Here is a 23,029-nt window from a genome sequence, read left to right as displayed (position 1 = left end):
AACTTAATCTTCTAATAGGTAAGCAACTTTATACTTCAAAGTTTTAAGTGAATCTTCAGTAAATAACAGCATGAGGTCGCAATTTATATCATGGTTTTCAATACCGTAACTAATCTCTATAGCAAGGGTACGTTGCCAACGTGACTTGTTTGATTTAACCAGCTCAGACACATCTCTGTGTTGGCCAAGTACTATGGGGTGCCCTTGGCTAAATGACATATCGAGCTGTTTTGAAAGACCCGTTAAAATAGCGCCTATCAAAATATTACTAATATCCATAAGCAGCTCAAGTTCAATTTTATCGTTTAACTCGCCGTCATAATTCATCAAAGAAGCTATTTCTTTAAAGCTTGAATCATTTAAAAGTAATAGCGCCTCGCCCGAAATGCCACCGCCAATAAAGCCCTGGCACACACCCGATGTAGCTGCATTATTATCTATAGACTGCAGCGCCATATCGAGTTCATTAACTTCCAAAATATTCACATTAGGAATTGGTAGCTCTACGAACACATTAAGAAGGCGTGCAAGTAAATCCCCAGCCTGTCCCATAGCAACGTTAGTTAGCTCTTGGTATATATCCCGAACATCAGGGTCGACTTGCTCTCCTAGCGAATGAGAGAGACGTTCACGCATGGCTTTATCTTTAATCCCATGGTGTTCAATTATGCTGGCTAGTTTTTCGGGGGAACATGGTTTTTGAATAAAATCGATAGCACCAAGTTCAAGCACTCTTTGATGTGCACTTGGCTGTATATCACCAGAGACAACAACAGTGAGTATGTTTAGCCCCTGTTCTTTCATAGCGATTAATACTTCATACCCATCCATTTCAGGCATGTTTAAATCGAGAAAAAGTATTTCTGGTTCAATTAACTTTATTTGCTTTATGCAATCAACGCCGTCGAGTGCAAATTCAACTTTAATATCCCAATCTTCAGGTAATGAACGAGCTAGCTGACGCCTAGCTAATTTTGAGTCATCACATATTAGTACCGATGTTGACATATTATCTCTCTGTTTCTAAACCAGTAATGAGCATTAAAATCATTTTATGATGGTTTTTATTTTTATTATTGAAGATATATTTTGTAACTTCATGTTAATCAAAGTTTAGCACAGTTACAATTTTTATATTGCAGAACTAATCCCAACTTCATCAGAGCGGTATAATCTCTTGGTTACTATAGCGCAGTATAATACACTGACGCCCATTGCGTTAATTTAAAAGGAAATACCTTATGTTACGTTCACTTACCTTTGCTTTGAGCGCATTTTGCTCTGTGGCTATTGCAGCCGATTACCCAGAAAACACGCTAGACATAGGAAAAGTATCTGCACAAGGCAAACCAGTCACTTTATTAGGCAAAGGGATCTCTGTTGGAGATAGCGCGCCAAATTTCAAAGTAGTTGATGACAACTTCATCCCTGTAACGCTTGAGGATTACAAAGGCCAAGCTGTATTGATAAGTGTAGTGCCAAGTCTTGATACAGGTATTTGTAGCCTGCAAACTAAGCATTTTAATGAAAAAGTAGCCTCGCAATTTCCAAGTGTTGTAATGCTAACAATTAGTGCTGATTTACCATTTGCTCAAAAGCGTTTTTGCAAAGCTGAAAATATTGATAAAATCACTACGTTATCAGATTCTGTTTGGCGCGATTTTGGCCAAAAATACGGATTAATTATTAAAGATATGGGCTTATTAACGCGAACTGTATTTATTTTAGATGAAAGCCATAACGTCATTTATAAACAATTAGTTAGTAGCCTTTCAACTGAACCAGAATACAACAGCGTAATTGAGAAACTTAAAACGTTGTAAAGCCGATTAAATAGCACTGATTAAGCAATGCTAAACAGCCTTAAAACAAAAAACCGCCAATTGGCGGTTTTTTAATGTGCTTTTATAATTAACCTAAAAGCTCACCAAGTTGTGAACTTACAGCTTCAACAGCTTGTGTACCATCTAGTTTGTGGTATTGAGTATTACCAGCAGCAGCTTCTGCTTGGTAGTAATCAACTAATGGCATAGTTTGCTCGTGATAAATACCTAAACGTTTACGTACTGTTTCTTCAGTATCATCAGCGCGAACAATTAAGTCTTCCCCAGTTTCGTTGTCTTTACCTTCCACTTTTGGTGGATTATATACAATATGGTAAACACGACCAGAACCAGGATGAACGCGACGTCCGCCCATACGTTCAACAATCACTTCGTCAGCCACGTCAAATTCAATAACGTGATCAACCACTACGCCATTTTCTTTCATCGCATCAGCTTGAGGAATTGTGCGTGGGAAGCCATCAAGTAAAAAACCTTTCTCACAATCAGCTTTAGTAATACGCTCTTTTACTAAACCAATAATAATATCGTCAGAAATTAGTTGACCAGCATCCATTACTTTTTTTGCTTCTAAGCCTAATGGCGTGCCCTCTTTAATTGCTGCACGTAACATGTCGCCAGTAGAAATTTGTGGAATACCGTATTTGTCCATTAAAAACTGAGCTTGAGTACCTTTACCTGCACCCGGCGCGCCCAAAAGAATAATGCGCATATTATTGTCCCCTAGTATGGATATTTATTTTAAAGCCTGAATTCTTCCACAAGCGCCGCCGATACTCAAGCAACTTATACTAATTGATGAGTTGTTGATGTATTTACAGCGCATTAAAAAAGGGAACATACGTTCCCTTTTATTTAAAGTATATAATTTATACTTTTATTAACTAAATAGTTAACTGACTACTTGCTTAGTTCAAGCATTAGTTTGTTTAGGCGAGTAACAAATCCTGTTGGATCTTTAAGTGTACCGCGCTCTGCAAGTAATGCTTGGTCTAATAAAACATGTGACCACTGTGAAAATTTATCTTCATCTTGTTCGTCATTCAAATGCTTAACAAGTTGATGCTCTGGGTTTAGCTCAAACACAGGCTTTGCTTCAGGGGCTGCTTGACCAACAGATTCCATTAGCTTTTGCATTTGTGAGCTCATGTCGTTGTCGTCGCTTACAACACATGCTGGAGAATCTGTTAAGCGGTGCGTAAAGCGCACTTCTTTAACGTCATCACCTAGTGCTGTTTTAATACGCTCAACAAGGCCTGCCATTTCTTTTTCAGACTCTTCTTGTGCTTTTTTAGTTTCTTCGTCGTCCAGCTTACCTAAATCTAAATCACCACGTGTGATTGACTGTAGCTGCTTATCAGCAAATTCAGTTAAGTGGCTCATCATCCACTCGTCAACACGGTCACTTAGTAACAATACTTCAATCCCTTTTTTGCGGAAAATCTCTAAATGAGGAGAATTTTTCGCAGAAGTAAATGTATCAGCTACTACATAGTAAATTTTGTCTTGGTCTTCGTTCATGCGTTCAACATATTGCTCAAGCGACACATCTTGCGTTTCTGAATCGGTATGAGTAGACGAAAAACGTAGTAGCTTACATACGGCTTCTTTATTTGCCGCATCTTCAGCTGGGCCTTCTTTCATTACTTGGCCAAACTCATTCCAAAATACTTGGTAATCGTCAGCTTTGTTTTTAGCCATACGCTCAAGCATTTTAATAATGCGCGATGTACACCCTTTACGAATAGCTTGCGTTACTTTGTTGTCTTGTAGAATTTCACGAGATACGTTTAGAGGTAAATCGTTTGAATCTAGTAACCCTTTTACAAAGCGAAGGTAGCTTGGCATGAACTGCTCAGCATCATCCATTACAAATACACGTTGTACGTAAAGCTTTAAGCCACTTTGACGTTCACGGTTCCATAAATCGAAAGGTGCTTTTTTAGGGATGTATAAAAGGCTCGTGTATTCAGTTTTACCCTCAACCTTATTATGTGCCCAGCTAAGTGGATCTTCCCAGTCGTGGCTTACGTGCTTGTAAAACTCTTTGTATTCTTCATCAGAAAGCTCTGACTTATCACGCGTCCACAATGCAGTTGCACGGTTAATGCTTTCCCACTCACCTGGTACTGCTGGAATTTTTTCGCCGTCTTCGCCTTCAGACTCTGGTACTTCTGCTTTAAACATTTGTACAGGTGTTGAAATATGGTCTGAGTATTTTGTAACAATGCCACGTAAGCGGTAATCGTCAGCAAATTCTTTTTCTTCATCACGAAGATGTAAAATAATGTCGGTACCACGACCTTCTTTTTCAATTTCTTGAAGCGTGTATTCGCCTTCACCTTGAGATTCCCACTCGTAAGCGGTTGTTTCACCGGCTTTACGTGTACGAACAGTTACTAAATCAGCAACAATAAATGCTGAGTAAAAACCAACACCAAATTGACCAATTAATTGTGAATCTTTACTTTGATCACCCGTTAAGTTTTTGAAAAACTCAGCAGTACCCGACTTTGCAATAGTACCCAATGAGCTTATTACTTCATCACGTGTCATACCAATACCATTATCAGAAATGGTAATTGTATTTGCTTCTTTATCTGCGCTAATACGAACACGTAAATCGGCATCACCTTGGTAAAGGTCGCCTTGAGATAGCGCTAAAAAGCGTAACTTGTCTGCCGCATCTGATGCGTTTGACACAAGTTCGCGTAAAAATATTTCTTTATTAGAATAAAGAGAATGAATCATTAAGTTTAATAATTGTTTTACTTCTGTTTGAAAGCCTAATGTTTCTTTTTGTGCTGCAGTCATTTATATATCTCCAATTTGCAAAGTGTCTGCGTTATGCACTTAATATGGGGTGAGGTGTTAGAACTTCAAGGGAAAAATCAAAAAAAGGTGAAACGAAAAAATAGAATATCTCGTTTATCTAAAATGGGTGCGGACAATTAATATGAATCTTTTCACCTGTTGTTGGATGTTCAAAATATAAATCGCTGGCATGTAATTGTAAGCGTCCTCCCATGTACTCACTTTGCGCACTTTTATATAAATCACAGCCTAAAATTGGGTGCCCTATAAACTGGCTGTGTATTCGTAATTGATGGGTACGTCCGGTAACGGGCGTAAATTGCACTAAGGTTCTGCACGGTTGTTTAAGCCGCTCAAGCACACTGTATTCACTCACCGCTACTTTGCCCATCGTTTGGCAAATTTTAACTCGCGGAAAAAGCAGTTTATCTTTTGCTATTGGCGCAGTAATTTGCCCTTCATCAACAGCTAAGCTACCCTCTAACATGGCTACATAACGCTTTTGAATAGTACGCGCCTGAAACTGTTTATTAAGATGCTTTGATGCTTTGGCGTTTAATCCAACAATCATAATGCCCGATGTACCCAAATCTAACCGATGCGGTAACTTAGCCTCAGCAAATGCGGCTGTTAACCCTTTTTGACCATGTACTAAACGGTAATGTACTGAGTCCCAGTTAAGCGGATTCTTACCAGACAAACTTAATAACCCACTGGGTTTATTGATCAGTAAAATATCATCATCTTGATATAATATTTCAATAAACCCGTCGCACTTAGGCGCTACAAAGTCATCAACAATCATTTGTGACTCTACTGGTGTATCCAATATTGAGTTAGCCATTAAATTAGTCAATATCTTTTGAATGAAGCGCTTTTAAAGCCAATACTTGCTCACGTAAATCGTCTGCTACTACTTTTTCAGCGGCAATCGGGGTACCTACTGCAACCGACACCAAAGACCATTTTAATCGTGGTAGTTGCCACTTAGCTTTTCGGCTAAACATACTTCCCCACAAGCCCCCTAAATGCACAGGAATAACGGGCACAGGTGAGCGCTCAATAATGCGCTCGATTCCACGGCGAAAAATATCGATAGAGCCGTCACTGGTTAGTTTTCCTTCAGGGAAAATACCAACAAGTTCACCTTTATTAAGCGCAGCAGCCACTTCGTCAAACGCTTTTTTAAACGCTTCCGGATTGGTTTTTTCACTGTTAATGGGAATAGCTTTGGCCATTTTAAATAACCAATGTAGGGCTGGCGAATAATAAATAGGGGCAAATACCATAAATCGGATAGGCCTTGGTGATGCTGCTAAAATAAACATCCAATCGACAAAGCTCACGTGATTACACACTATAACGGCAGCGCCTTCATCTGGAATATTACTTTCACCTTTTGTACGCACTCTGTACATACAAATAGCTAAAATATATATAATAAATCGTAAAAAGAACTCTGGTACTTTGGTATAAATATAAACAGATATAAGCAAGTTTAGCCCAGCAAGTAACAGTAGCAACTCTGAAATACTCCACTGAAAAACAGACAGCGTTACAATACTTAAAACAGCACTGCCCACCATAAACAGTGCATTTAATACATTGTTAGCCGCTATAACTCGTGAGCGACTCGACTCTTCAGTACGCTGTTGAATAAGCGCATACAGAGGTACAGTATAAAAACCAGAGCCAATACCAATGCCTGCCATCCATACAAAATGCCACAACATGTCGCCTGTTTTTAATAACTGATCAAGCGTCAATAATTCAAGGTTTTGAGGTAAATAAGAGCTAATAGCGCTCTCTTGGCTTAGTAAGTATAAAAACAAGGTAATTAAAATAGCGCCAAAAGGCACAATTCCTAATTCTATTCGAGAGCGAGAAAGCTTTTCACATAATAACGAACCAATAGCAATACTTAGTGAAAACACAACAAGCGCGCTAGTTACAACCAGTTCATCGCCGCCCATTGTGTGTTTTACATAATTTGGTAGGGACGTTAAAATAATTGCGCCAATTAACCAAAACCAACTGATCCCGAGGACTGATTTACCAACCGATTCTGTTTGCGAATTAAGTGCTGAAAATACGTTTTTCGTGGATGAAAATATATTATAGGTAAATTTTAAGTTAGGCTCGTTTGCCTCACTAATGGGTATAAAGCGACTGCTCACATAACCCATAACAGCCAGTACTAATACGGCAATACTTATAAGCGTAGGCCCTACTGATTGAGTAATATAATAGGTGCCAAAAATTGTACCAATTAATATTGCTACAAACGTGCCTGATTCAACCAAGCCATTCGCTTTTGTTAATTCGTTAGGGGCTACGTGCTGCGGTAAAATAGAGTACTTTAATGGACCAAAAAACGTACTTTGTACGCCCATTAAAAATACGGTGGCTAACATCAGCCAAACATACTGCGTTAAAATAGAGACAGCCCCTACAACCATAATAGGGATTTCACATAGCTTTACGATTCTGATTAGTTTGGATTTTTCTGTTTTTTCAGCTAGCTGCCCCGCCATTCCTGAAAATAAAAAGAAAGGTAGGATAAATAACCCAGCAGCAATATTTGAATAAAGTGCGCCATCAGCAAGCGTTGCAGCCTGGAATATCAATAAAATAAGCACTGATTGCTTATACACGTTATCGTTTATCGCTGAGAAAAACTGCGTAATAAAAAGCGGTAAAAAACGCTTACTACCCAGTAATGTACCTTGGTAGGGTTGATTATCTTTCATTGTATTCCTTACTAATTAGAGACATAGCCCAAAAATATATTATACCAATTTGTTTAATTAAATGATCTATTTTGAGGGCGAAAAAACGTGTTGATAGCTAGGCAACAAATTCGCTATTTAGTTGTTCTAAATGGGAATTTTTTAACGCAGGTAGCGACACGTTTAGCCCCGCAAAATGATTAAGTATTATTGCGGATTGGTATTAGATTGCTTCTAAGCTTACCTTAAAAACAAAAAAGCCTACATAATTTAATCATGTAGGCTTTTATAAAATCTTTTCAAATAGTGACTTAGAGTTAGTCTTGTGTAACTAAACGCCTGCCGCTAAAAGCATGCATAAGCGTTCTACCATCTACTAAATCAAGCTCGCCCCCCACAGGAATACCGTGAGCAATACGCGAAGCACCTACTTTATATTTATGACAAAGCTGAGCAATATAATGAGCTGTAGTATCGCCTTCAACGGTAGGGTTAGTCGCTAAAATAACCTCATTAATACCGCCTTGAGCAAGTTTTTGCTCTAAAACGTCTAAGCCAATTTCTTTAGGGCCGATACCGTCAATTGGCGATAAATGACCCATTAAAACAAAGTATAGCCCTAAATACTGACCTGTTTGCTCAATGGCAAGCACATCAGTAGGCGATTCAACAACACATAATATGCCGCTGTCTTGGCGTTTTGTACTTAAACAAATATCGCACTGAGCTTGTTCGCAAAAAGTACGACAAGACTGACAATGCCCTATGGCTGTCATTGCTTTAGTCAATGCATTGCCCAGCTGAGTGCCTCCCTTTCGGTCGCGCTCAAGCAAGTGAAAAGCAATACGTTGTGCTGACTTTGGACCAATGCCCGGTTGACAGCGCAGTGCTTCTATAAGCTGATTTAAACTATCTGAAAGTTGCATTATTTACTTAAAACGGCATTTTCATACCTGGTGGTAATTGCATACCGCCAGTTACTTTACCCATGCGCTCTTGTGTTTCTTCTGCAACACGGCGTACAGCATCGTTACATGCTGCTGCAAGTAAGTCTTCAATCATGTCTTTGTCGTCTTCCATAAGGCTTTCATCAAGCTGAACACGACGTACATTGTGGTTACCAAGCATGGTTACTTTAACTAAACCGGCACCGGCTTCGCCAACAACTTCTAATGTTGCGATTTCGTCTTGGGCTTTTTGCATGCGATCTTGCATTTGCTGCGCTTGCTTCATCATGTTGCCCATTCCACCTTTAAACATAACTTTCTCTCTTTCTTTTAATACATTAATTAACATGAACATAAGGGCGATTGTAAGTAATTACAATGCCTGAATACTGTTTTCGTCAATTTCGGCGCTAAATACTTGCTGAAATTGTACTATGTTTTCATCAGATGTGATCACATCGATTGCTTGTTGATGACGACCTGCATCAATTTTTTGCTGAATAAGATAAGGAGAGTCAATAACTCCCTTAGCAAAATTAATACTTAACGACACGTTATGCTCATAAATACTCGACAATGCGGCATCTAATCTTTGGCGAAGCATCGGTGTATCTAAATGCTTTTGTGATTCATCAACGTCTATATGTAAACTGTTGCCTTGCTTGGTAAATATTGAATGCAATGCAAATTGGCGCATACGACCACCTAGCCCCATACGTTTAATTAAATAAGCCCATTCATCTTGTTGATGTGCAAATCTAATTTCACTAATTGGGCTTTGAAAATCATCAGGGGCAGGAATACTTACTTCCTCTGGCACTATTTCAGGCGCTTTTTGAGGGTTTATTTGCTCAAGTAATTCTGGCGCAAGATTTTCAGTAATTGTTTGGTGCTTTGCTTTAAAATCAATCTTACTAGTTGGCTTTATGTTGGAGTGATTATGTGCCTGAGTTTGGCCCCCTGTTACTGGGAGCTCATGCTTTTTTTCACTCTCACCTTCGCTATCAGTTTCCCAAGGAGGGATATCGCCAGACGCATTACCTGAAGGGCTATTAAGCTCACTTGCACTTGTATCTGCACTACCTTGATGAACACTTTGGGCTTTAGGCATTCTTGGATGCTGTTCTGGCTTTTTAGCAGGCGCTTGGCTTGGCTGCACTGCTACATTATTTGCAGATGTACTTGTACTCTTGCCTGATAACCTACCCGCACCCGATATGTTTCTGTCACGTAAAATACGAGCAATGGCAGATTGCGCCTGCGCTTCTTGTTCAGCTATTGGCGTACTTGCATTGTGATTTGCTAAGGGCTCTGGTGAAGACTCTGAGTTTGCAGTAGGTGCAGGTTTAAAACCCTGATCTACAGCGCTACTCATTATATCGTCAAACTGCGAAGCTAACGTTTGCTCAGCATCACTATGTTGCATGTAAGCTTCATCTTCACTTTGGCGCTGGGCTTGAGCATCCGAAACAACATTGGTTTGTGGTTGTTCATTAGCTGAAGCCTGTTGTTCAAAAGCGTTTTCACTTTGTTGAACCGGTTGCTCTACTGCAACTTGGGCAGGCTCATTATTACTTTGTACGACATCATTATTCGATGTCTGAGCAGCAACATTTGGTAAAGGCTCTATCTCAAGGGATTTAGGCTGCTCTGTATTGCTAACTGGCTTAGTATTATTTACAGGGGCACTACTTTGGCTAGCTACAGTGTTTTGCGATGTTTTATTTTTATTTAATATATCTCGCAGTGCATTTGCGCGGCTTTGTTTATTTGGAGCCGGCTCTTCGTTTACTGTGTGTACAGTTTGTTGAGCGTCTGTAGGCTTAAATGCTAATAATCTTAGCATTATCATTTCAAAACCTAAACGAGGCTCTGGTGCCCATTGTAAATCTTTTTTACCATTTAACAGTAACTGATAATAAATTTGAATTTGTTGTGGGCTCGTATGTTGTGCAACATGAGCAATATAATCTACATTTTTTTCATCTAGCCCTGCCGCTTCTGGCACTAACTGGGTTAATTGGGTCAAATGCGTAAGTGCAATTAAATCATCAAGCAATGCAACATAATTAGGATTACGACTTGCCACCTGTGCAATCTCATCCATTAGCGCAGCGCCATCTTGTGCAAGTAATGCTGCAAGCAAGCTTTGGCTATAATGAGTATCCATTAAACCAAGCATTGTTTGTACTGCTTGATTATTAATATCACCATTTGTTTGTGCAATAGCTTGGTCGGTTAAGCTAAGCGCATCACGCATACTGCCATCAGCGGCTTTTGAAATAATGCTAAGTGCATCGGTATCAAAGCTAAGCTGCTCTTGAGTAAGTACGTGTTCAAGCTGTGTTTTAATCTCACTTTGCGACAAGGCATTTAGGTTGAATTGTAAACAGCGAGATAAAATAGTAACTGGTAGTTTTTGAGGATCGGTCGTCGCCAATAAAAATTTCACATGCTCTGGTGGCTCTTCAAGCGTTTTCAAAAGCGCATTAAAGCTGTGCTTAGAAAGCATGTGAACTTCATCGATTAGGTATACTTTATAACGTCCACGTGTTGGTGCATATTGAACGTTATCGAGTATTTCGCGGGTGTCTTCTACTTTTGTACGAGAAGCCGCATCTATTTCGAGTAAGTCAATGTAGCGCCCTGCTTCTATATCTAAACAGCTGCTACATTGGCCACACGGATTTGCAGATATACCTTCGTCGCAATTTAAGCTTTTAGCAAAAATACGCGCAATAGTGGTTTTACCTACACCGCGGGTTCCAGTGAATAAATAAGCGTGATGCAGTCTATTTTGTGTAAGCGCATTTACAAGCGCTTGCTTAACATGAGACTGCCCAACCAATTCATGAAAGGTTTGAGGACGCCATTTTCTCGCTAGAACCTGATAACTCATCGATTACTCGCCTTCGAATTCAACCAATTTTAGGATTTTAATACCCATTTTTTTGATGCGCTGCTCGCCACCAAGTTCTGGTAGTGATACAACAAATGCAGCATCTGTGGCTTCGCCACCTAGTTTATGAACTAATTTAGCTGTGGCTTCAATTGTGCCGCCAGTTGCTAATAAGTCATCAACTAATAATACTTTATCGCCAGGTACAATTGCATCAACATGCAGCTCTAGCGTGTCTTCACCGTACTCAAGTAAGTAATCTTGACGAATAACTTCGCGTGGTAACTTACCTGGTTTACGAACTGGAATAAACGGAATGCCTAATGCGTAAGACAGTGGCGCACCAAAAATAAAGCCACGTGATTCTGTGCCAATTATTTTAGTAAAACCCTGATCTTTATATTCTGCGATAAACGCGTCAATAGTTGCTTTAAAGGCTTCTGGATTTGCCATTAAAGTGGTTACATCGCGAAACATGATGCCCGGCTTTGGATGATCAGCAATTGTAGTTATGCTGTTTTTGATAATTGCTGGTGTTACTTGAGTCATAATTTTAACTGCTCAATTGTTTATATTACAAAGCAGGTGATTATAACCTTAACTAACCTTTAATTGCGAGTTTGGCGTTACTATAAAAGAAGTATTAACTATGGGGGGGTAATTAAAATAAAGTGGTTCAAGGCTGAAGTAAGCAACAGCCTTAATAAACGCTATGCATTTTAAGTTAAGCTAGTGATCCAGCCTAATATTGCATTTAAACAACCAATCCCTGCAAATACAGCTAAGAAAGCAAGAAAATAAGTAGCGTTGAACGGATCTTTAAAGTCTTTATCATCTGACATTGGTACAACCTTTTATTAAGCACGACAAATAAGGCTGCCATAATAGACGATGTAAAATCATCAATAAAGACCTTAATCTTGATTTTTTGTCACAATTACACCGCGTTCAACCATTGCATTGAGGGTAACTAATGCGCCTTGAGCAATTTGATCTGCATTAAACTGCGGTGCATGAGCGAATACCTGTTGGCAAACGTCGTCAAATGTCGCTCCATCACTTGCCTCAATAATTGATAGTAACAAAGCAGTCATCGCATTCGTAGCCAGAAATTGAACGTCATCATCTTCATCTCTATATACAACAAAATAATTAGGCTGAGGTGATGGCTCTTTTGGTTTAAAGCGATTGCTAATATTTTGAACCGGAAATTGATAACTTAAATTTCTTGCCGTTTTCGATAAATACAAAGCAGAACTAGTAAGCGCTGTTGTTTGTAATTTTTGCTTTTGCTCATCTTCGTGTGCAATTGATACATCTAGCTCTACCCACTCATAATGTGCAAGTTCTAGCATAAACACGGGATCGTATCTTTTCATTTTATAATCACTTGATAAGTAATTAATAAACTCCCCTGCTATATCTAAAAAGTACGGCGAATGACAATCATATTCGCTAAAAAACTGGCGTACAAGAACCAGCCATTGCTTGTCTGTATATAAGGTTTTTAATACCGGAAAGCCTGATGATATAAAACCTTCAATGTTATTAAAAAATAGGTCGCGATAAATGGACATACGTCTGTCTTCGATACCGCTGGGCTTTTTATTTTTTTTAGGCTCGCGAATATGCGCCATAAATTCGTTTTGTATTTCAATAAAGCTCATAACCAGGCACTCTTTTAATATTTATAAAGGCTTATATTAAGCTCGTTGTTTTGAAACCATTGAAGTAATGTGTTTAGCTTGTAGCTCATGAATTATATCTAACTCTTTGGTTAAAATATTCATGGTAGGGATATTAAAATCGCGCTCAAGCAAGGTTGGAAATACGCCATGCACTTCATATGCTTTATCCAGTAGCTCCCACACAGGATCAATGACATCAGCACCATGTGTATCAACTATTAAGTCATCAGCCTCATTATAATGGCCTGCAACGTGCCCATAGGCGATACGATTAGAGGGTAACCCTGTTAAAAATTCTTGTGCGTTATAGCCATGATTAATCGAATTCACATAAATGTTATTCACATCCAGTAAAAGCTTGCAGTCTGCTTGCTCTAAAATGGTATTTGTAAATTCCAGCTCTGATAATTGCTGTCCAGGAGCGCCATAATAGGAAACATTTTCTATCGCAATTTGCTGCTCAAGTATGTCTTGTACTTGTTTAATACGAGGGACAACATGTGCTATTGCATCTTGTGTAAACGGAATAGGCATTAAGTCATACATATGGCCTGTACCGGAACAGTAACTTAAGTGCTCACTAAAGATTTTTATATTGTGCTCTTCAAAAAAAACTTTTAAAGACTTAACAAATTCAACATCCAGTGGTTCGGGTGAACCGATAGACAGTGATAATCCATGACACACAAAATTATTTGCATCTGTTAATGTTCTAAATTGCTTTTTAAAGCGTCCACCTAGTTTTAACCAATTCTCTGGCGCAACTTCCAAAAAATCTACTTGATTAGGTACGTGTTCAAGCAGTTCATCAAGCATTTCTCGTCGTAGGCCAAGGCCCACCATCCCGAAATCTGTACTCTGGATTTGTGTCATAACTACCTCTAACTTATCAAAAAAGGGCCTTAAGGCCCTTTTAGCATAACTTATTTAGAATAAGATATTAACGACCGCCACATTTACCTTCGCCGCACTTACCTTCTTTTTTAGTTTTTTTAGCATCGCCGCCGCATTTACCTTCACCACATTTGCCTTCTGTTTTAGCTTTTGCATCTTTTGCATCGCCGCCACATTTACCTTCACCACACTTGCCTTCTGTTTTAGCTTTTGCATCTTTTGCGTCGCCGCCACATTTACCTTCGCCACACTTGCCTTCTGTTTTAGCTTTTGCATCTTTTGCATCGCCGCCACATTTACCTTCGCCGCACTTACCTTCTGTTTTAGCTTTTGCATCTTTTGCATCGCCGCCACATTTACCTTCGCCGCACTTACCTTCTGTTTTAGCTTTTGCATCTTTAGCATCGCCGCCACATTTACCTTCACCACACTTACCTTCTTTAGCGTCTAGTTGGTAACCTGTCACTAATTGTTGAAACTCAAATGGGTTGGCTTGTACATCTGCAGATACAAAGCTTGCAGAGCCAACAACTACTGCACCTAAAGTTAACGCGATTGTATTTTTTTTAACTGTATTCATTTTGTGACTCTCTTTAATCAAGTATTGTAAATCTCAGCAATAAAAATGTATTTTAAATTGCTTGTATGCTTAAGTAGACCTGTACAAGAATAAAAACTTTCATTTATTTTCATAATATTTACTTTTGCGGTTTCTACATTAAATATGGTTGGTAATTACAGATTTATCAATGTGTGATTTACAGGTAAACTATGCGTCCAGTTTTTTATCAAAATTAATCACCTTATGAAACTTGTTTTAGCACCTATGGAAGGTGTCGTTGATTTTAAAATGCGCCAATTACTCACAGACATTGGTGGGTTCGATTTGTGCGTTACCGAGTTTGTAAGAGTGGTTGAAACATGCTTACCTGATAAAGTTTTTCATCGATTTTGCCCTGAACTACATAATAATGGATTTACGCGAGCAGGTACTCCTGTGCGTGTTCAATTACTCGGCCAAGAAGCAAATCCGTTAGCCGAAAATGCAGTAAGAGCAATTGCTTTAGGATCTCATGGGGTCGACCTTAACTTTGGTTGCCCAGCAAAAACCGTTAATCGTAGTCGAGGGGGTGCTGTACTGCTTAAAGATCCTGACCACATGTATACGATTATTAAAGCAGTCCGAGATGCTGTAGATGATAAACATGAAGTAAGTGCAAAAATTCGCTTAGGCTTTGATGACGACAGTAACAGCCAAGAAATTGTTGATGCTGTGGTAAGCGCAGGCGCAAATAGTGTAGCTATACACGCCAGAACCAAACGTGATGGTTATAACCCGCCAGCTTATTGGGAAAAAATTCCACCAATAATAAAAGATAAAAATATTGCCGTTGTTGCCAATGGTGAAATTTGGCAAGTTGAGGACGCAATGCTTTGCCAAAAACGAAGTGGATGTACTGATTTGATGCTTGGTCGTGGCGCCCTTTCGCACCCTGATTTAGCAAAAAAAATTAAAGCTCATGTAAATAATGAACAATATGATGGCCTTCAATGGGAGCATATTATTTATCACTTAATCCACTCTGCTATTCATCAAGACCCTGCAAAAGATGAAAAGTATTTTGCTTCTCGTACAAAGCAATGGCTAGGTTACCTTAAACGCCAATACCCGCAAGCGATCGATTTATTTGATGAAATCAGGCGTTTAAAAAGTAAAGAAGATGTGGCAAGCGTATTAAATAAATACGCCAAAGCACCGCAACTTGATTCAAATCATAACGGCTAACCTAAAGCCTCTAGATAATATCAGTATAACGTGAAGCCAATTTAATAAGGTTGTACTGATAATGCATCATCAAAAAAGACTAAACGATGAAATAGCACAAATTAAATTAAATATATTAACTATGCTTTCTAAATCAGCCTACCCTACACATCAGCATTTAATACAAATTTTAGATAATACAGCAAACAATGAATGGTTAGACTGTGCAGCAGAGAAGCTAGGTCCTGAGTATGCGTTTTTGATCAGTCGCATGACTAAATTAGAAGCGGCGGTCAGCCAAATAGAAATTGGGCAATATGGCTACTGCTGCGACTGTGAAGAAAAAATACCAGCCAAATCACTTGAACTAGACCCCGCAACTCAACGGTGTACAAAGTGCGCACAATAAGCGCACTTTCAAATCATTATATAATTTGTTGTATAAAGCTAAATGATTGCCCTGGGTAGAGTATTATATCTTCAACTAAATATTGAGCCTCTTCTTGGGTGATTTCTAAGCGTTTCATAAGGTTTACCTTTGCCTGTGGCAAAGTCCACGCATGGTAATGAATGCCAATATCTGATTCCATCATTGCAAGCATCAATGTTTTATCTTTATCAGACATGTTCATATTGCTCGCCATTGCAGGTAAGTCTTGATAATCAGCCTGCCAATCAAGCCCTTCAATTAATTTTTCATCCGATAGATACTGCACTAAAAACGATTTTTTATGAGAAATAGACAATTTACTGTCGAATGCAACACGATCTAATACTTTTATATTTTCATTTAAAATAGTAACCCACTCTAGCGGTGAATGTACTTCGCCACTAAAGTAATTTAGTTTGCTCTGATACCACTGTGACCCATTTGGCAGGCCTCTCAGACCAACACTACCTCTAGGCTTGTAACTAGCTAAATAATCGCTAAAAGCTCTTATATGACTCTTAAGCGCTGGTTGAACGTCATTACTACCTATCGCACTCAATACATAGCTTTGTAGTAGTGTGAGCTCAATTTTATTCAGCTTTAAATTGCTTTGTTTAGCACTGTCTAGCGTATCTTGGGTTAACTTAAGCCAAGTAATAATATTATCCGGCGTACTTTTTGAACCCTCAAAAGCAAGCATGTTTTTTAATACGTCTACTTGAGCCGGCCAATTAAAATAGCGCTCAGGAAAGCGCTCTGCAATAACCAAGTAGTTTACTTGTGCAATTTGATTGAGATTAAGCTCCATACCCATTAGGTTCTGATAAATAGTATGACGTTTAACTAAATACGCATCAGAAAAGACCAATTGCTCTTTAGTAATCCTATCGATTTTTTTAGCGTCTGGTTGTACAAGTGCCATGTTTAAAGTTTTTAAAGCAACTTGTGCGTCTTCAAATGACTCATAAGGTTGAGGCTGCTTTGAACATGCAGCTAAAAATAAGCACAGTAGTAATGAAAAAGAGAGCTTTTTATACATAGTAGTTCCAATAAAAAAAGCCCCAGAGGGGCTTTTTATAAGTTGCTTTAGCTAATTAAAATTAAATTTTAACACCGTTGCGAGCGGCTTTATCTTTAATATATGTAGACCAACCTTTTGCAAACTTACGTGTGCGAGGGTCATCCATAGCTTTAGTAATTGCAGCATATGCTTGCTTATACTTACCTTGATAGTAATACGCTTCAGCTAAATCTGAATAAATAGTACCTTTTTTGTCAGAGCCAAGCTCTAATGCTTTGTTCAAACGAACAACAGCAGCACTGAATTTCTCAGATTGTAAAAGTAATGAACCAGCTTTACGGTAAAGTTCAGCGTCGTCATCAAATTTAGCAGCTTCTTCATAGTACTTAGCAGCTTTTTCTAGATCTTTAGAGCGATGATAGTTACTAGCAATCGCGCTAACATTCTGCTTTGTACGTTTTACTTTTTCACTCTTAACGGCCTTTTCTAGCGTTACAGCTGCTCTAAAAGGGATCTCGTTTAGAGAGTAAAAGTTAGATAAGACTTTATACTCAACTTCATTTTCAAAGTAACCGTTCTTGTAAGCAACTTCCATCGTTGCTAAACCTTTTTGATAGTCTTCGGTTTGTAGGTAATATTTACCTAAGCTAACCCAAGCTTTTTTATCATCAGGCCATACACGAACAATCTCTTCGCCAATCTTAACCATGTTTGCATAATCTTTAAGTTCAAAGTATGCACCCAGTTTTAATTGGTAAGGACCTTTATTAGGTTCTTTTTGAAGTTTAATTGCCTTATCTGCTGGTTCAAAAACATCACGAAATTGCTCTAACTGATAGTTAGCTTGGGCAATACGCGTGTAAACCGTAGGATCTTCTTCACCGGTAAAATCCATCCAAGTAACATAAGCTTTTTTGGCTTCTTGATACTTTTCTGTGCCAGCGTATAAATCACCTAACAGCTTTAGAGTTTGTTCTTGATCAGCAAAGTTTAAAACATCAGGGGCAACTGCTTGCTTAGAGTACTTAATCGCTTCGTCATACTTTTCTTTTTGAGCGTACATGCTACCTAAGTAACGATTTACGGTCGCTTTATCAAAGTCATTCGAAGGTTCAATCTCTCTAAGCAAAACAATTGCTTCATCAACTTTTTCTTCGTTGTACAAGTCAAATGCTTTAATTACCTTTTTACCAGTACGCTCGCCCATGATTTTAGTTTTTGCTTTTTTACGCTCTTCAATCTTTGCGTAATCTGGCGCTGCTAAAACAGATGCACTTAAAGTAGCACCCGACACAGACATAAGAATCGCAAGAGCAGTTACTTTAGAAAAATTTCTCATTACTCGCCTCCTTAGTTGCCTTGGTTAAGTTTAAAGTCTAATTGAACTTGTAAACCTGGTTGTTTCTGTGGTTTTCCGTCAATGATCTTAGGACGGTACTTCCACTTACGCAGTGCGCGTTTAGCTTCACGGTCAAAGATACGTTTTGGATCTGCGTCAATTACTTCAACGTCAGTTACTCCACCTAACTCATCAATTGTGAATGAAAGTTGTACCCAACCTTCTTTGCCATCACGTGCTGCTTGCGTTGGATATTTTGGTTCTATACGAACGATAGGTGTCGCATCACCATCTCGTCCAAATGCACCAGGACCACTTAGTCCACCAGCTGAACTACCAACATCAATGCTACCCATGTTAAATGACATAGCACCAGGGTTTGGATTATTATTTTCCGGCTGTGGCGGCTGCGGTTTAGGCGGCTGCTTTGGCGGTGGTGGAGGAGGAGGCGGTACACGCTTCCTCTCCTGCACCTTAGATTCAGGCGGATTCGTCATTATTTCGACTATGATCTGCTCTTTTTGTTCCGTATTACGGTCAGCCCCACCAGAGATGAGGAAGGCCATGAAGTAGAACAAGCCGAAAGTAACTGCCCCACCTGCAATCAGTGAAAACAGAAAACGAATCATTACTGATCTCCAGCTATTGAAATTCTAAGGTTGTCACCCGTCGCTTTAATCTGGTCCATAACTTTAACCACTGTGCCGTGTTTAGCTTCTTTATCAGCTTGTATAATCACAACTTCAGTAGGTTGTTCTGCTAATAAACTTTCGATTTTTGCTGAAATACGTTCAACATCAATTTGTTGTTTATCAACCCAGATTTCGCCGTTACTACGAATAGCAATAAAAATGTTAGCATTTTTTTGCTTAGTAGCTTGGGCAGCTTTTGGTTTATTGACCTCGATACCAGCCTCTTTAACGAACGATGTAGTTACGATAAAGAAAATAAGCATGATAAATACGATGTCAAGCATTGGCGTCATATCAACCGCTGCTTCTTCTTCTTCACGAAAACGTTGTTTACGTGCCATATTTAATTCTCTCTCTAGTGATGAGGCATACTATCAATAAGTTTGGCTTTCACCATTTTAGCTTTTGTCTCAAGACGTGAGCTAAAAAATACTCCAGATAGTGCCGCAACCATTCCAGCCATTGTTGGGATTGTTGCCATTGAAATACCTGATGCCATTAAACGTGCGTTACCTGTGCCCTGGTTGGCCATGGTTTCAAAAACCGAGATCATACCAGTAACAGTACCAAGTAAGCCTATTAAAGGACAAACAGCTACTAATGTCTTAATCAACAACATACGCTGATCTAATTTTTCAGACGCTTCAGAAATCCATGCTTCACGGATTCTGTGTGCGTACCAAGACGTAGTGTCTTGGCGGGCATCCCACTTTGCTACAATTTCTTTCGCTGTGCGAGGAAACTCTGCAAGTAGAAACCAATAGCGCTCAATCATTAAAACCCACATCAGAAAGAGTGCTATCGCGACCACGTATAAAACCTGGCCGCCTGTGCCAACAAAATCCCTGATAGATTCCCATATCTCCATCAGGACTAGCATTAGGCTTTCTCCTTCTCCGCGTGAGTAGCAACGATACCCGCGCTTTGCTCATCAAGGATGTGTAATACCGACTTACTACGACCAGCTACAAGAGCATGAAGTAGAATTAGTGGTAATGCAGCAATTAGACCTAGCGCTGTAGTTACAAGTGCTAGAGAGATGTTACCTGCCATGATCTTCGGATCACCCGTACCGAACAATGTGATTGTTTGGAACGTTAAGATCATACCGATTACTGTACCTAGTAGACCTAGTAATGGTGCGATTGCAGCAAGAATCTTAATTATGTTGATACCAGCTTCGATGCGCGGCGTTTCACGTAGAATCGCTTCATCAAGTTTAAGCTCAAGGTTTTCAACATCTTGGTTCTTGTTGTCATGGTACACTTTAAGAATACGACCCAGTGGGTTATTTGTATTCGGTGTAGCAACATTTTTAAGCTGGCTCTTAATCTTACTAGTAGTAAGTGTAAGGTCAACAAAGCGAATTAGAGTAATTAGCATACCTAAAGCTAGTAAAGCTGTAATGATATAACCAACTACGCCACCTTGATGGAAGTATTCCATAAGTGTCGCTTTTTGAGTGTTGATACGTAAGATAGCACCACGAGTCGGATCGATATAAACACCAGCGTAGTTATCTGGTGATGTATTTTCAAGATCAGTGATACCGTCTAAAATATAGCTATCAGGCTGTTTACCTAGAGGCTGAATAGACTTAGTTTCTGGTGAATAAATTAAGTAACCATCGTCTGTAACTAAGTTAAAGTTACCGATACGCGTTACTTTCTTCATTGACGGGTTACCGTCAAGACCAGCAACTTCAGTTTCAAAAGTTGAAACTTTAGCTGATTCAGTCATTTCTGTTTGAAGTGAAATCCAAAGTTCTTCAAGTTCACGAACAGTTGGAAGTTCTTTAGCAGCAGCTAATGAACGTAAGATTTCTGCACGGCCAGGTTTCTCAGCACTAACTAGTGATGCTTCGATAGAACCGATAGCGTCTTGAGCTGCACGACGTACAACACCAAACATCTCACCCAAAGTACCTTGAGCACTTTGAAGAGCGGCTTCTTTTTCAGCTAACGTGTTTTCGTTTTGTGCATATTGCTTAGTTAAGCTTTCACCACGAGACTTCTCAGAAGCAAGTTGGCTTTTAGCTTTATTAAGTAAAGATTGCTTGTCAGCACGATCTGATAAGAACTCTTGTTCACGTTTCTTATCGATTTTACCTTCAGAGATACGCTCTTGCTTTACTTGCTCAAGTATTTTATCTAGAGCTCCAGTATTTGCATGTGCATTTAACGCGGTACCTGCAGAAACAGTTAGTACTGCGGCAACAGCAAAACCTTTAAATAGTTTCTTCATTATTGATTACTCCGCGCCAAAGATAGGTAGTTTAACAAGTTCTAATGTCGCTTGCTTACGCGCCATACGAATAACTTCTTTAACAGGTTTTAGGTATTCTTCACCTAATTCTTTCCACTGTTTAGTGTTGTTATCCCACACCCAAGCATGTTTCAAGTCAAAAGACTGAGCAACGTAAGTAATACGACCTAACTGACCGATATCAACGTTAATACTTTTGCCATCAACTTCTAGTGTACCTTGTGAAGCAGATACAAGTGAGCTGTATGCTGTTTCAATAGTGTAAGCTTCAAGTACTTGACGGAATTTTTCAGACGTCGTTACAGACGCAGAAACCATGATTTCACGTAGTCTTTCAACACGTCCTAAACGCGTCTCTAGATTAAATGGAACGTCCGCTTTGATGAATTGCTCAAGCGTATCGATCATGCGATACATCAAAGGCACAACGTTTTGTTTCGTGTTATCAATCGTAGCGATTTGACGATCAAACGATTCAATAGACGCGTTTTGGCTATCAACCAAGCGCGACACGTGATCGTTATACACTTTCATAAGTTCAGTCTCATCAACAACGCTACGGTACTCAGCGATTAGCTCCTGAGTTTGACCATATACATTGTCAATTTTAGTTTGAGACTTAACCGCAGCCTTTTGAATTTGTTGACCTGCTTTTTGCACGTCATTCAAAGGATCTGCAATCACATTGCTGCTTGCAAATGCAAATGCGCCAACCAACGCAGTTGCTACAAGACTCTTTCTGATTTTAACAGACATAGTTCCCAACCAATTAAGTAATGTTACTTTTATAATTTAATTATCCTCCGAAGAGAACAACCCTGATATCTTTTAATAGATATCAACCTTCCAATAATGCTAAATGCAATTAGCGCTGTCAACTTGATGTTTACTAATCTCTGCAAATAAATAGCTAAGTTAATGCTTAAACAAAAGTACTAGCACACAACTGTTAACATTATTGCAACTAAGCTTTTGCTTAATATTTCGATTAAAGCCTTTTGAGGGGTGTATTTATTCGCATTGTACTGACATAAAACAACATTATTGCAACATTTAGCCAAAGCTGAATTCGCACTGAAAAAAAACAAAAAAAAATATAGATAGATATAACAAAAGTTATTTTTTAAACGATTTCAGCACATTTTATCTCCCCAATAACACTTCATCTGAAAAAACAAACCATTTGTCGCACAAAAAAACAACACTGGATAATCTCTAATACCGCCCACCTTGCTTTATGCATGCAATACCTAAAGCCATTTATAAAACGTGTTTCCCATAAATAGTAATAATAAGTTTCTTTTAGCAAGGCCTGAAATAGCCAAATAGCTTTCGATAATTAGACGAGTTACATTTACCGCTTTAGAGTGCTCATTAATACTATTTAACAGTTAAATTTATTTAGTAACAAAGTTAATCACAAAAAGTTGCTCAACTTTAATAATAATGGACTATAAATGATGCCTAACGCTTCCATAATAAGCTATCAGAGGCCTATAGAGGCTCCCTTGCCCATTTGTAGTTAAAGTACAAAACTTCAACCTGATTGCACTAGCAAGACTTACACTAAAATTTACACAGATTGTTATTTGGCATCATTTTTATGTATATAAGTATCGGATCAGTTGGATAAATTGTAAGGGATGTTTTAAATGCGATAGAAAGTGGTTCGATTGTATAAGTTATTCAGATAATTGAATTT

Annotated in this window: 23 protein-coding genes; 3 read left to right on the top strand and 20 right to left on the bottom strand. The window is 38.9% G+C overall.

Translation table 11 applies throughout. The annotated features are described in order from the left end of the window. Nucleotides 1-3 precede the first annotated feature (3 nt). Nucleotides 4-1,008: a response regulator gene (locus I6E82_RS07760; protein WP_007584074.1), complete on the bottom strand. Its 1,005-nt coding sequence runs from the start codon at nt 1,006-1,008 to the stop codon at nt 4-6. A 233-nt stretch (nt 1,009-1,241) separates the two neighbouring features. Here I6E82_RS07760 and tpx point away from each other — a divergent pair, with 233 nt between their 5' ends. Continuing rightward, nucleotides 1,242-1,823 carry a thiol peroxidase gene (tpx, locus tag I6E82_RS07755; RefSeq protein ID WP_024598337.1) on the top strand — a complete coding sequence of 194 codons (582 nt, stop codon included), beginning with the start codon at nt 1,242-1,244 and terminating at the stop codon, nt 1,821-1,823. Between the two features lie 88 nt (nt 1,824-1,911). Here the strand turns inward: tpx and adk are convergent, their stop codons facing one another. From adk to I6E82_RS07700, 12 genes are all read right to left on the bottom strand, one after another. Next, nucleotides 1,912-2,556: an adenylate kinase gene (adk, locus tag I6E82_RS07750; protein ID WP_010553395.1), complete on the bottom strand. Its 645-nt coding sequence runs from the start codon at nt 2,554-2,556 to the stop codon at nt 1,912-1,914. A 188-nt stretch (nt 2,557-2,744) separates the two neighbouring features. Next, entirely contained in the window at nt 2,745-4,658 is a 1,914-nt protein-coding gene (gene htpG / locus I6E82_RS07745) for a molecular chaperone HtpG (RefSeq protein WP_024592695.1), read from the bottom strand. A 118-nt stretch (nt 4,659-4,776) separates the two neighbouring features. After that, a complete protein-coding gene (locus I6E82_RS07740; RefSeq protein ID WP_197117407.1) occupies nt 4,777-5,502 on the bottom strand; it encodes an RluA family pseudouridine synthase in 726 nt (241 codons plus the stop codon). Between the two features lie 4 nt (nt 5,503-5,506). Next, nucleotides 5,507-7,408 (bottom strand): MFS transporter, encoded by a 1,902-nt coding sequence (locus tag I6E82_RS07735; RefSeq protein ID WP_197117405.1) that lies wholly within the window; start codon nt 7,406-7,408, stop codon nt 5,507-5,509. A gap of 296 nt (nt 7,409-7,704) precedes the next feature. Beyond that, nucleotides 7,705-8,313 carry a recombination mediator RecR gene (recR, locus tag I6E82_RS07730; RefSeq protein WP_008165968.1) on the bottom strand — a complete coding sequence of 203 codons (609 nt, stop codon included), beginning with the start codon at nt 8,311-8,313 and terminating at the stop codon, nt 7,705-7,707. A gap of 7 nt (nt 8,314-8,320) precedes the next feature. Beyond that, nucleotides 8,321-8,647: a YbaB/EbfC family nucleoid-associated protein gene (locus I6E82_RS07725; protein ID WP_002962306.1), complete on the bottom strand. Its 327-nt coding sequence runs from the start codon at nt 8,645-8,647 to the stop codon at nt 8,321-8,323. Nucleotides 8,648-8,707: 60 nt separating this feature from the next. Beyond that, complete coding sequence (dnaX, locus tag I6E82_RS07720) at nt 8,708-11,233, bottom strand: DNA polymerase III subunit gamma/tau (RefSeq protein WP_197103264.1); 2,526 nt, start codon at nt 11,231-11,233, stop codon at nt 8,708-8,710. A 3-nt stretch (nt 11,234-11,236) separates the two neighbouring features. Then, entirely contained in the window at nt 11,237-11,782 is a 546-nt protein-coding gene (gene apt, locus I6E82_RS07715) for an adenine phosphoribosyltransferase (RefSeq protein ID WP_024593943.1), read from the bottom strand. 170 nt (nt 11,783-11,952) lie between these two features. Continuing rightward, nucleotides 11,953-12,075 carry a hypothetical protein gene (locus tag I6E82_RS19915; protein ID WP_002962301.1) on the bottom strand — a complete coding sequence of 41 codons (123 nt, stop codon included), beginning with the start codon at nt 12,073-12,075 and terminating at the stop codon, nt 11,953-11,955. A 72-nt stretch (nt 12,076-12,147) separates the two neighbouring features. Further along, nucleotides 12,148-12,900, bottom strand: a complete 753-nt coding sequence (locus I6E82_RS07710) for an HvfC family RiPP maturation protein (RefSeq protein WP_197117403.1) — start codon at nt 12,898-12,900, stop codon at nt 12,148-12,150. A 36-nt stretch (nt 12,901-12,936) separates the two neighbouring features. Then, nucleotides 12,937-13,794 (bottom strand): HvfB family MNIO-type RiPP peptide maturase, encoded by an 858-nt coding sequence (locus I6E82_RS07705; RefSeq protein ID WP_024590818.1) that lies wholly within the window; start codon nt 13,792-13,794, stop codon nt 12,937-12,939. Nucleotides 13,795-13,861: 67 nt separating this feature from the next. After that, a complete protein-coding gene (locus I6E82_RS07700; protein WP_010553389.1) occupies nt 13,862-14,395 on the bottom strand; it encodes an HvfA family oxazolone/thioamide-modified RiPP metallophore in 534 nt (177 codons plus the stop codon). A gap of 225 nt (nt 14,396-14,620) precedes the next feature. On the opposite strand from I6E82_RS07700, the gene I6E82_RS07695 reads away from it, so the two are divergent. Both I6E82_RS07695 and I6E82_RS07690 read left to right on the top strand, forming a co-directional pair. Continuing rightward, on the top strand, nt 14,621-15,601 hold the full coding sequence (locus I6E82_RS07695; RefSeq protein WP_007583877.1) for a tRNA-dihydrouridine synthase: 981 nt from the start codon (nt 14,621-14,623) through the stop codon (nt 15,599-15,601). A gap of 61 nt (nt 15,602-15,662) precedes the next feature. Continuing rightward, the gene (locus I6E82_RS07690) at nt 15,663-15,989 is read left to right on the top strand and encodes a TraR/DksA C4-type zinc finger protein (protein WP_024590816.1); all 327 of its coding nucleotides are present in this window, start codon (nt 15,663-15,665) and stop codon (nt 15,987-15,989) included. Between the two features lie 16 nt (nt 15,990-16,005). Here I6E82_RS07690 and I6E82_RS07685 read toward each other — a convergent pair whose 3' ends face one another. The 7 genes from I6E82_RS07685 to I6E82_RS07655 form a co-directional block, all read right to left on the bottom strand. After that, a complete protein-coding gene (locus I6E82_RS07685) occupies nt 16,006-17,049 on the bottom strand; it encodes a hypothetical protein (RefSeq protein WP_197111507.1) in 1,044 nt (347 codons plus the stop codon). Between the two features lie 61 nt (nt 17,050-17,110). Next, nucleotides 17,111-18,370 carry a tetratricopeptide repeat protein gene (locus I6E82_RS07680; RefSeq protein WP_010553387.1) on the bottom strand — a complete coding sequence of 420 codons (1,260 nt, stop codon included), beginning with the start codon at nt 18,368-18,370 and terminating at the stop codon, nt 17,111-17,113. 11 nt (nt 18,371-18,381) lie between these two features. Then, nucleotides 18,382-18,999 carry an energy transducer TonB gene (locus tag I6E82_RS07675; protein ID WP_007583869.1) on the bottom strand — a complete coding sequence of 206 codons (618 nt, stop codon included), beginning with the start codon at nt 18,997-18,999 and terminating at the stop codon, nt 18,382-18,384. Then, nucleotides 18,999-19,403 (bottom strand): ExbD/TolR family protein, encoded by a 405-nt coding sequence (locus I6E82_RS07670; protein ID WP_007583867.1) that lies wholly within the window; start codon nt 19,401-19,403, stop codon nt 18,999-19,001. The genes I6E82_RS07675 and I6E82_RS07670 overlap by 1 nt, the downstream gene beginning before the upstream one ends. Nucleotides 19,404-19,417: 14 nt before the next feature. Further along, on the bottom strand, nt 19,418-19,942 hold the full coding sequence (locus I6E82_RS07665) for a MotA/TolQ/ExbB proton channel family protein (protein ID WP_002961709.1): 525 nt from the start codon (nt 19,940-19,942) through the stop codon (nt 19,418-19,420). Further along, a complete protein-coding gene (locus I6E82_RS07660; RefSeq protein WP_007583865.1) occupies nt 19,942-21,306 on the bottom strand; it encodes a MotA/TolQ/ExbB proton channel family protein in 1,365 nt (454 codons plus the stop codon). The genes I6E82_RS07665 and I6E82_RS07660 overlap by 1 nt, the downstream gene beginning before the upstream one ends. A gap of 6 nt (nt 21,307-21,312) precedes the next feature. Next, entirely contained in the window at nt 21,313-22,083 is a 771-nt protein-coding gene (locus I6E82_RS07655) for a DUF3450 domain-containing protein (protein ID WP_024590812.1), read from the bottom strand. Between the last annotated feature and the right edge of the window lie 946 nt (nt 22,084-23,029).

The sequence above is a fragment of the Pseudoalteromonas sp. NZS11 genome, assembly GCF_015864765.1.
In the GTDB taxonomy this organism is placed as follows: domain Bacteria; phylum Pseudomonadota; class Gammaproteobacteria; order Enterobacterales; family Alteromonadaceae; genus Pseudoalteromonas; species Pseudoalteromonas arctica.
The sequence above is the reverse complement of the archived record's forward strand: the minus strand, read 5'-3'. Positions and strand labels throughout refer to the sequence as shown.

Bases quoted from the DNA above. Each gene is read 5' to 3' on its own strand.
- I6E82_RS07695 (WP_007583877.1), top strand. From the start codon at position 14,621: ATGAAACTTGTTTTAGCACCTATGGAAGGTGTCGTTGATTTTAAAATG.
- I6E82_RS07705 (WP_024590818.1), bottom strand. From the start codon at position 13,794: ATGACACAAATCCAGAGTACAGATTTCGGGATGGTGGGCCTTGGCCTA.
- I6E82_RS07760 (WP_007584074.1), bottom strand. From the start codon at position 1,008: ATGTCAACATCGGTACTAATATGTGATGACTCAAAATTAGCTAGGCGT.
- adk (WP_010553395.1), bottom strand. From the start codon at position 2,556: ATGCGCATTATTCTTTTGGGCGCGCCGGGTGCAGGTAAAGGTACTCAA.
- I6E82_RS07740 (WP_197117407.1), bottom strand. From the start codon at position 5,502: ATGGCTAACTCAATATTGGATACACCAGTAGAGTCACAAATGATTGTT.
- I6E82_RS19915 (WP_002962301.1), bottom strand. From the start codon at position 12,075: ATGTCAGATGATAAAGACTTTAAAGATCCGTTCAACGCTACTTATTTT.
- I6E82_RS07700 (WP_010553389.1), bottom strand. From the start codon at position 14,395: ATGAATACAGTTAAAAAAAATACAATCGCGTTAACTTTAGGTGCAGTA.
- I6E82_RS07680 (WP_010553387.1), bottom strand. From the start codon at position 18,370: ATGAGAAATTTTTCTAAAGTAACTGCTCTTGCGATTCTTATGTCTGTG.
- I6E82_RS07735 (WP_197117405.1), bottom strand. From the start codon at position 7,408: ATGAAAGATAATCAACCCTACCAAGGTACATTACTGGGTAGTAAGCGT.
- I6E82_RS07655 (WP_024590812.1), bottom strand. From the start codon at position 22,083: ATGTCTGTTAAAATCAGAAAGAGTCTTGTAGCAACTGCGTTGGTTGGC.
- htpG (WP_024592695.1), bottom strand. From the start codon at position 4,658: ATGACTGCAGCACAAAAAGAAACATTAGGCTTTCAAACAGAAGTAAAA.
- I6E82_RS07665 (WP_002961709.1), bottom strand. From the start codon at position 19,942: ATGCTAGTCCTGATGGAGATATGGGAATCTATCAGGGATTTTGTTGGC.
- I6E82_RS07725 (WP_002962306.1), bottom strand. From the start codon at position 8,647: ATGTTTAAAGGTGGAATGGGCAACATGATGAAGCAAGCGCAGCAAATG.
- I6E82_RS07675 (WP_007583869.1), bottom strand. From the start codon at position 18,999: ATGATTCGTTTTCTGTTTTCACTGATTGCAGGTGGGGCAGTTACTTTC.
- apt (WP_024593943.1), bottom strand. From the start codon at position 11,782: ATGACTCAAGTAACACCAGCAATTATCAAAAACAGCATAACTACAATT.
- recR (WP_008165968.1), bottom strand. From the start codon at position 8,313: ATGCAACTTTCAGATAGTTTAAATCAGCTTATAGAAGCACTGCGCTGT.
- I6E82_RS07690 (WP_024590816.1), top strand. From the start codon at position 15,663: ATGCATCATCAAAAAAGACTAAACGATGAAATAGCACAAATTAAATTA.
- tpx (WP_024598337.1), top strand. From the start codon at position 1,242: ATGTTACGTTCACTTACCTTTGCTTTGAGCGCATTTTGCTCTGTGGCT.
- I6E82_RS07660 (WP_007583865.1), bottom strand. From the start codon at position 21,306: ATGAAGAAACTATTTAAAGGTTTTGCTGTTGCCGCAGTACTAACTGTT.
- I6E82_RS07685 (WP_197111507.1), bottom strand. From the start codon at position 17,049: ATGTATAAAAAGCTCTCTTTTTCATTACTACTGTGCTTATTTTTAGCT.
- I6E82_RS07670 (WP_007583867.1), bottom strand. From the start codon at position 19,403: ATGGCACGTAAACAACGTTTTCGTGAAGAAGAAGAAGCAGCGGTTGAT.
- I6E82_RS07710 (WP_197117403.1), bottom strand. From the start codon at position 12,900: ATGAGCTTTATTGAAATACAAAACGAATTTATGGCGCATATTCGCGAG.
- dnaX (WP_197103264.1), bottom strand. From the start codon at position 11,233: ATGAGTTATCAGGTTCTAGCGAGAAAATGGCGTCCTCAAACCTTTCAT.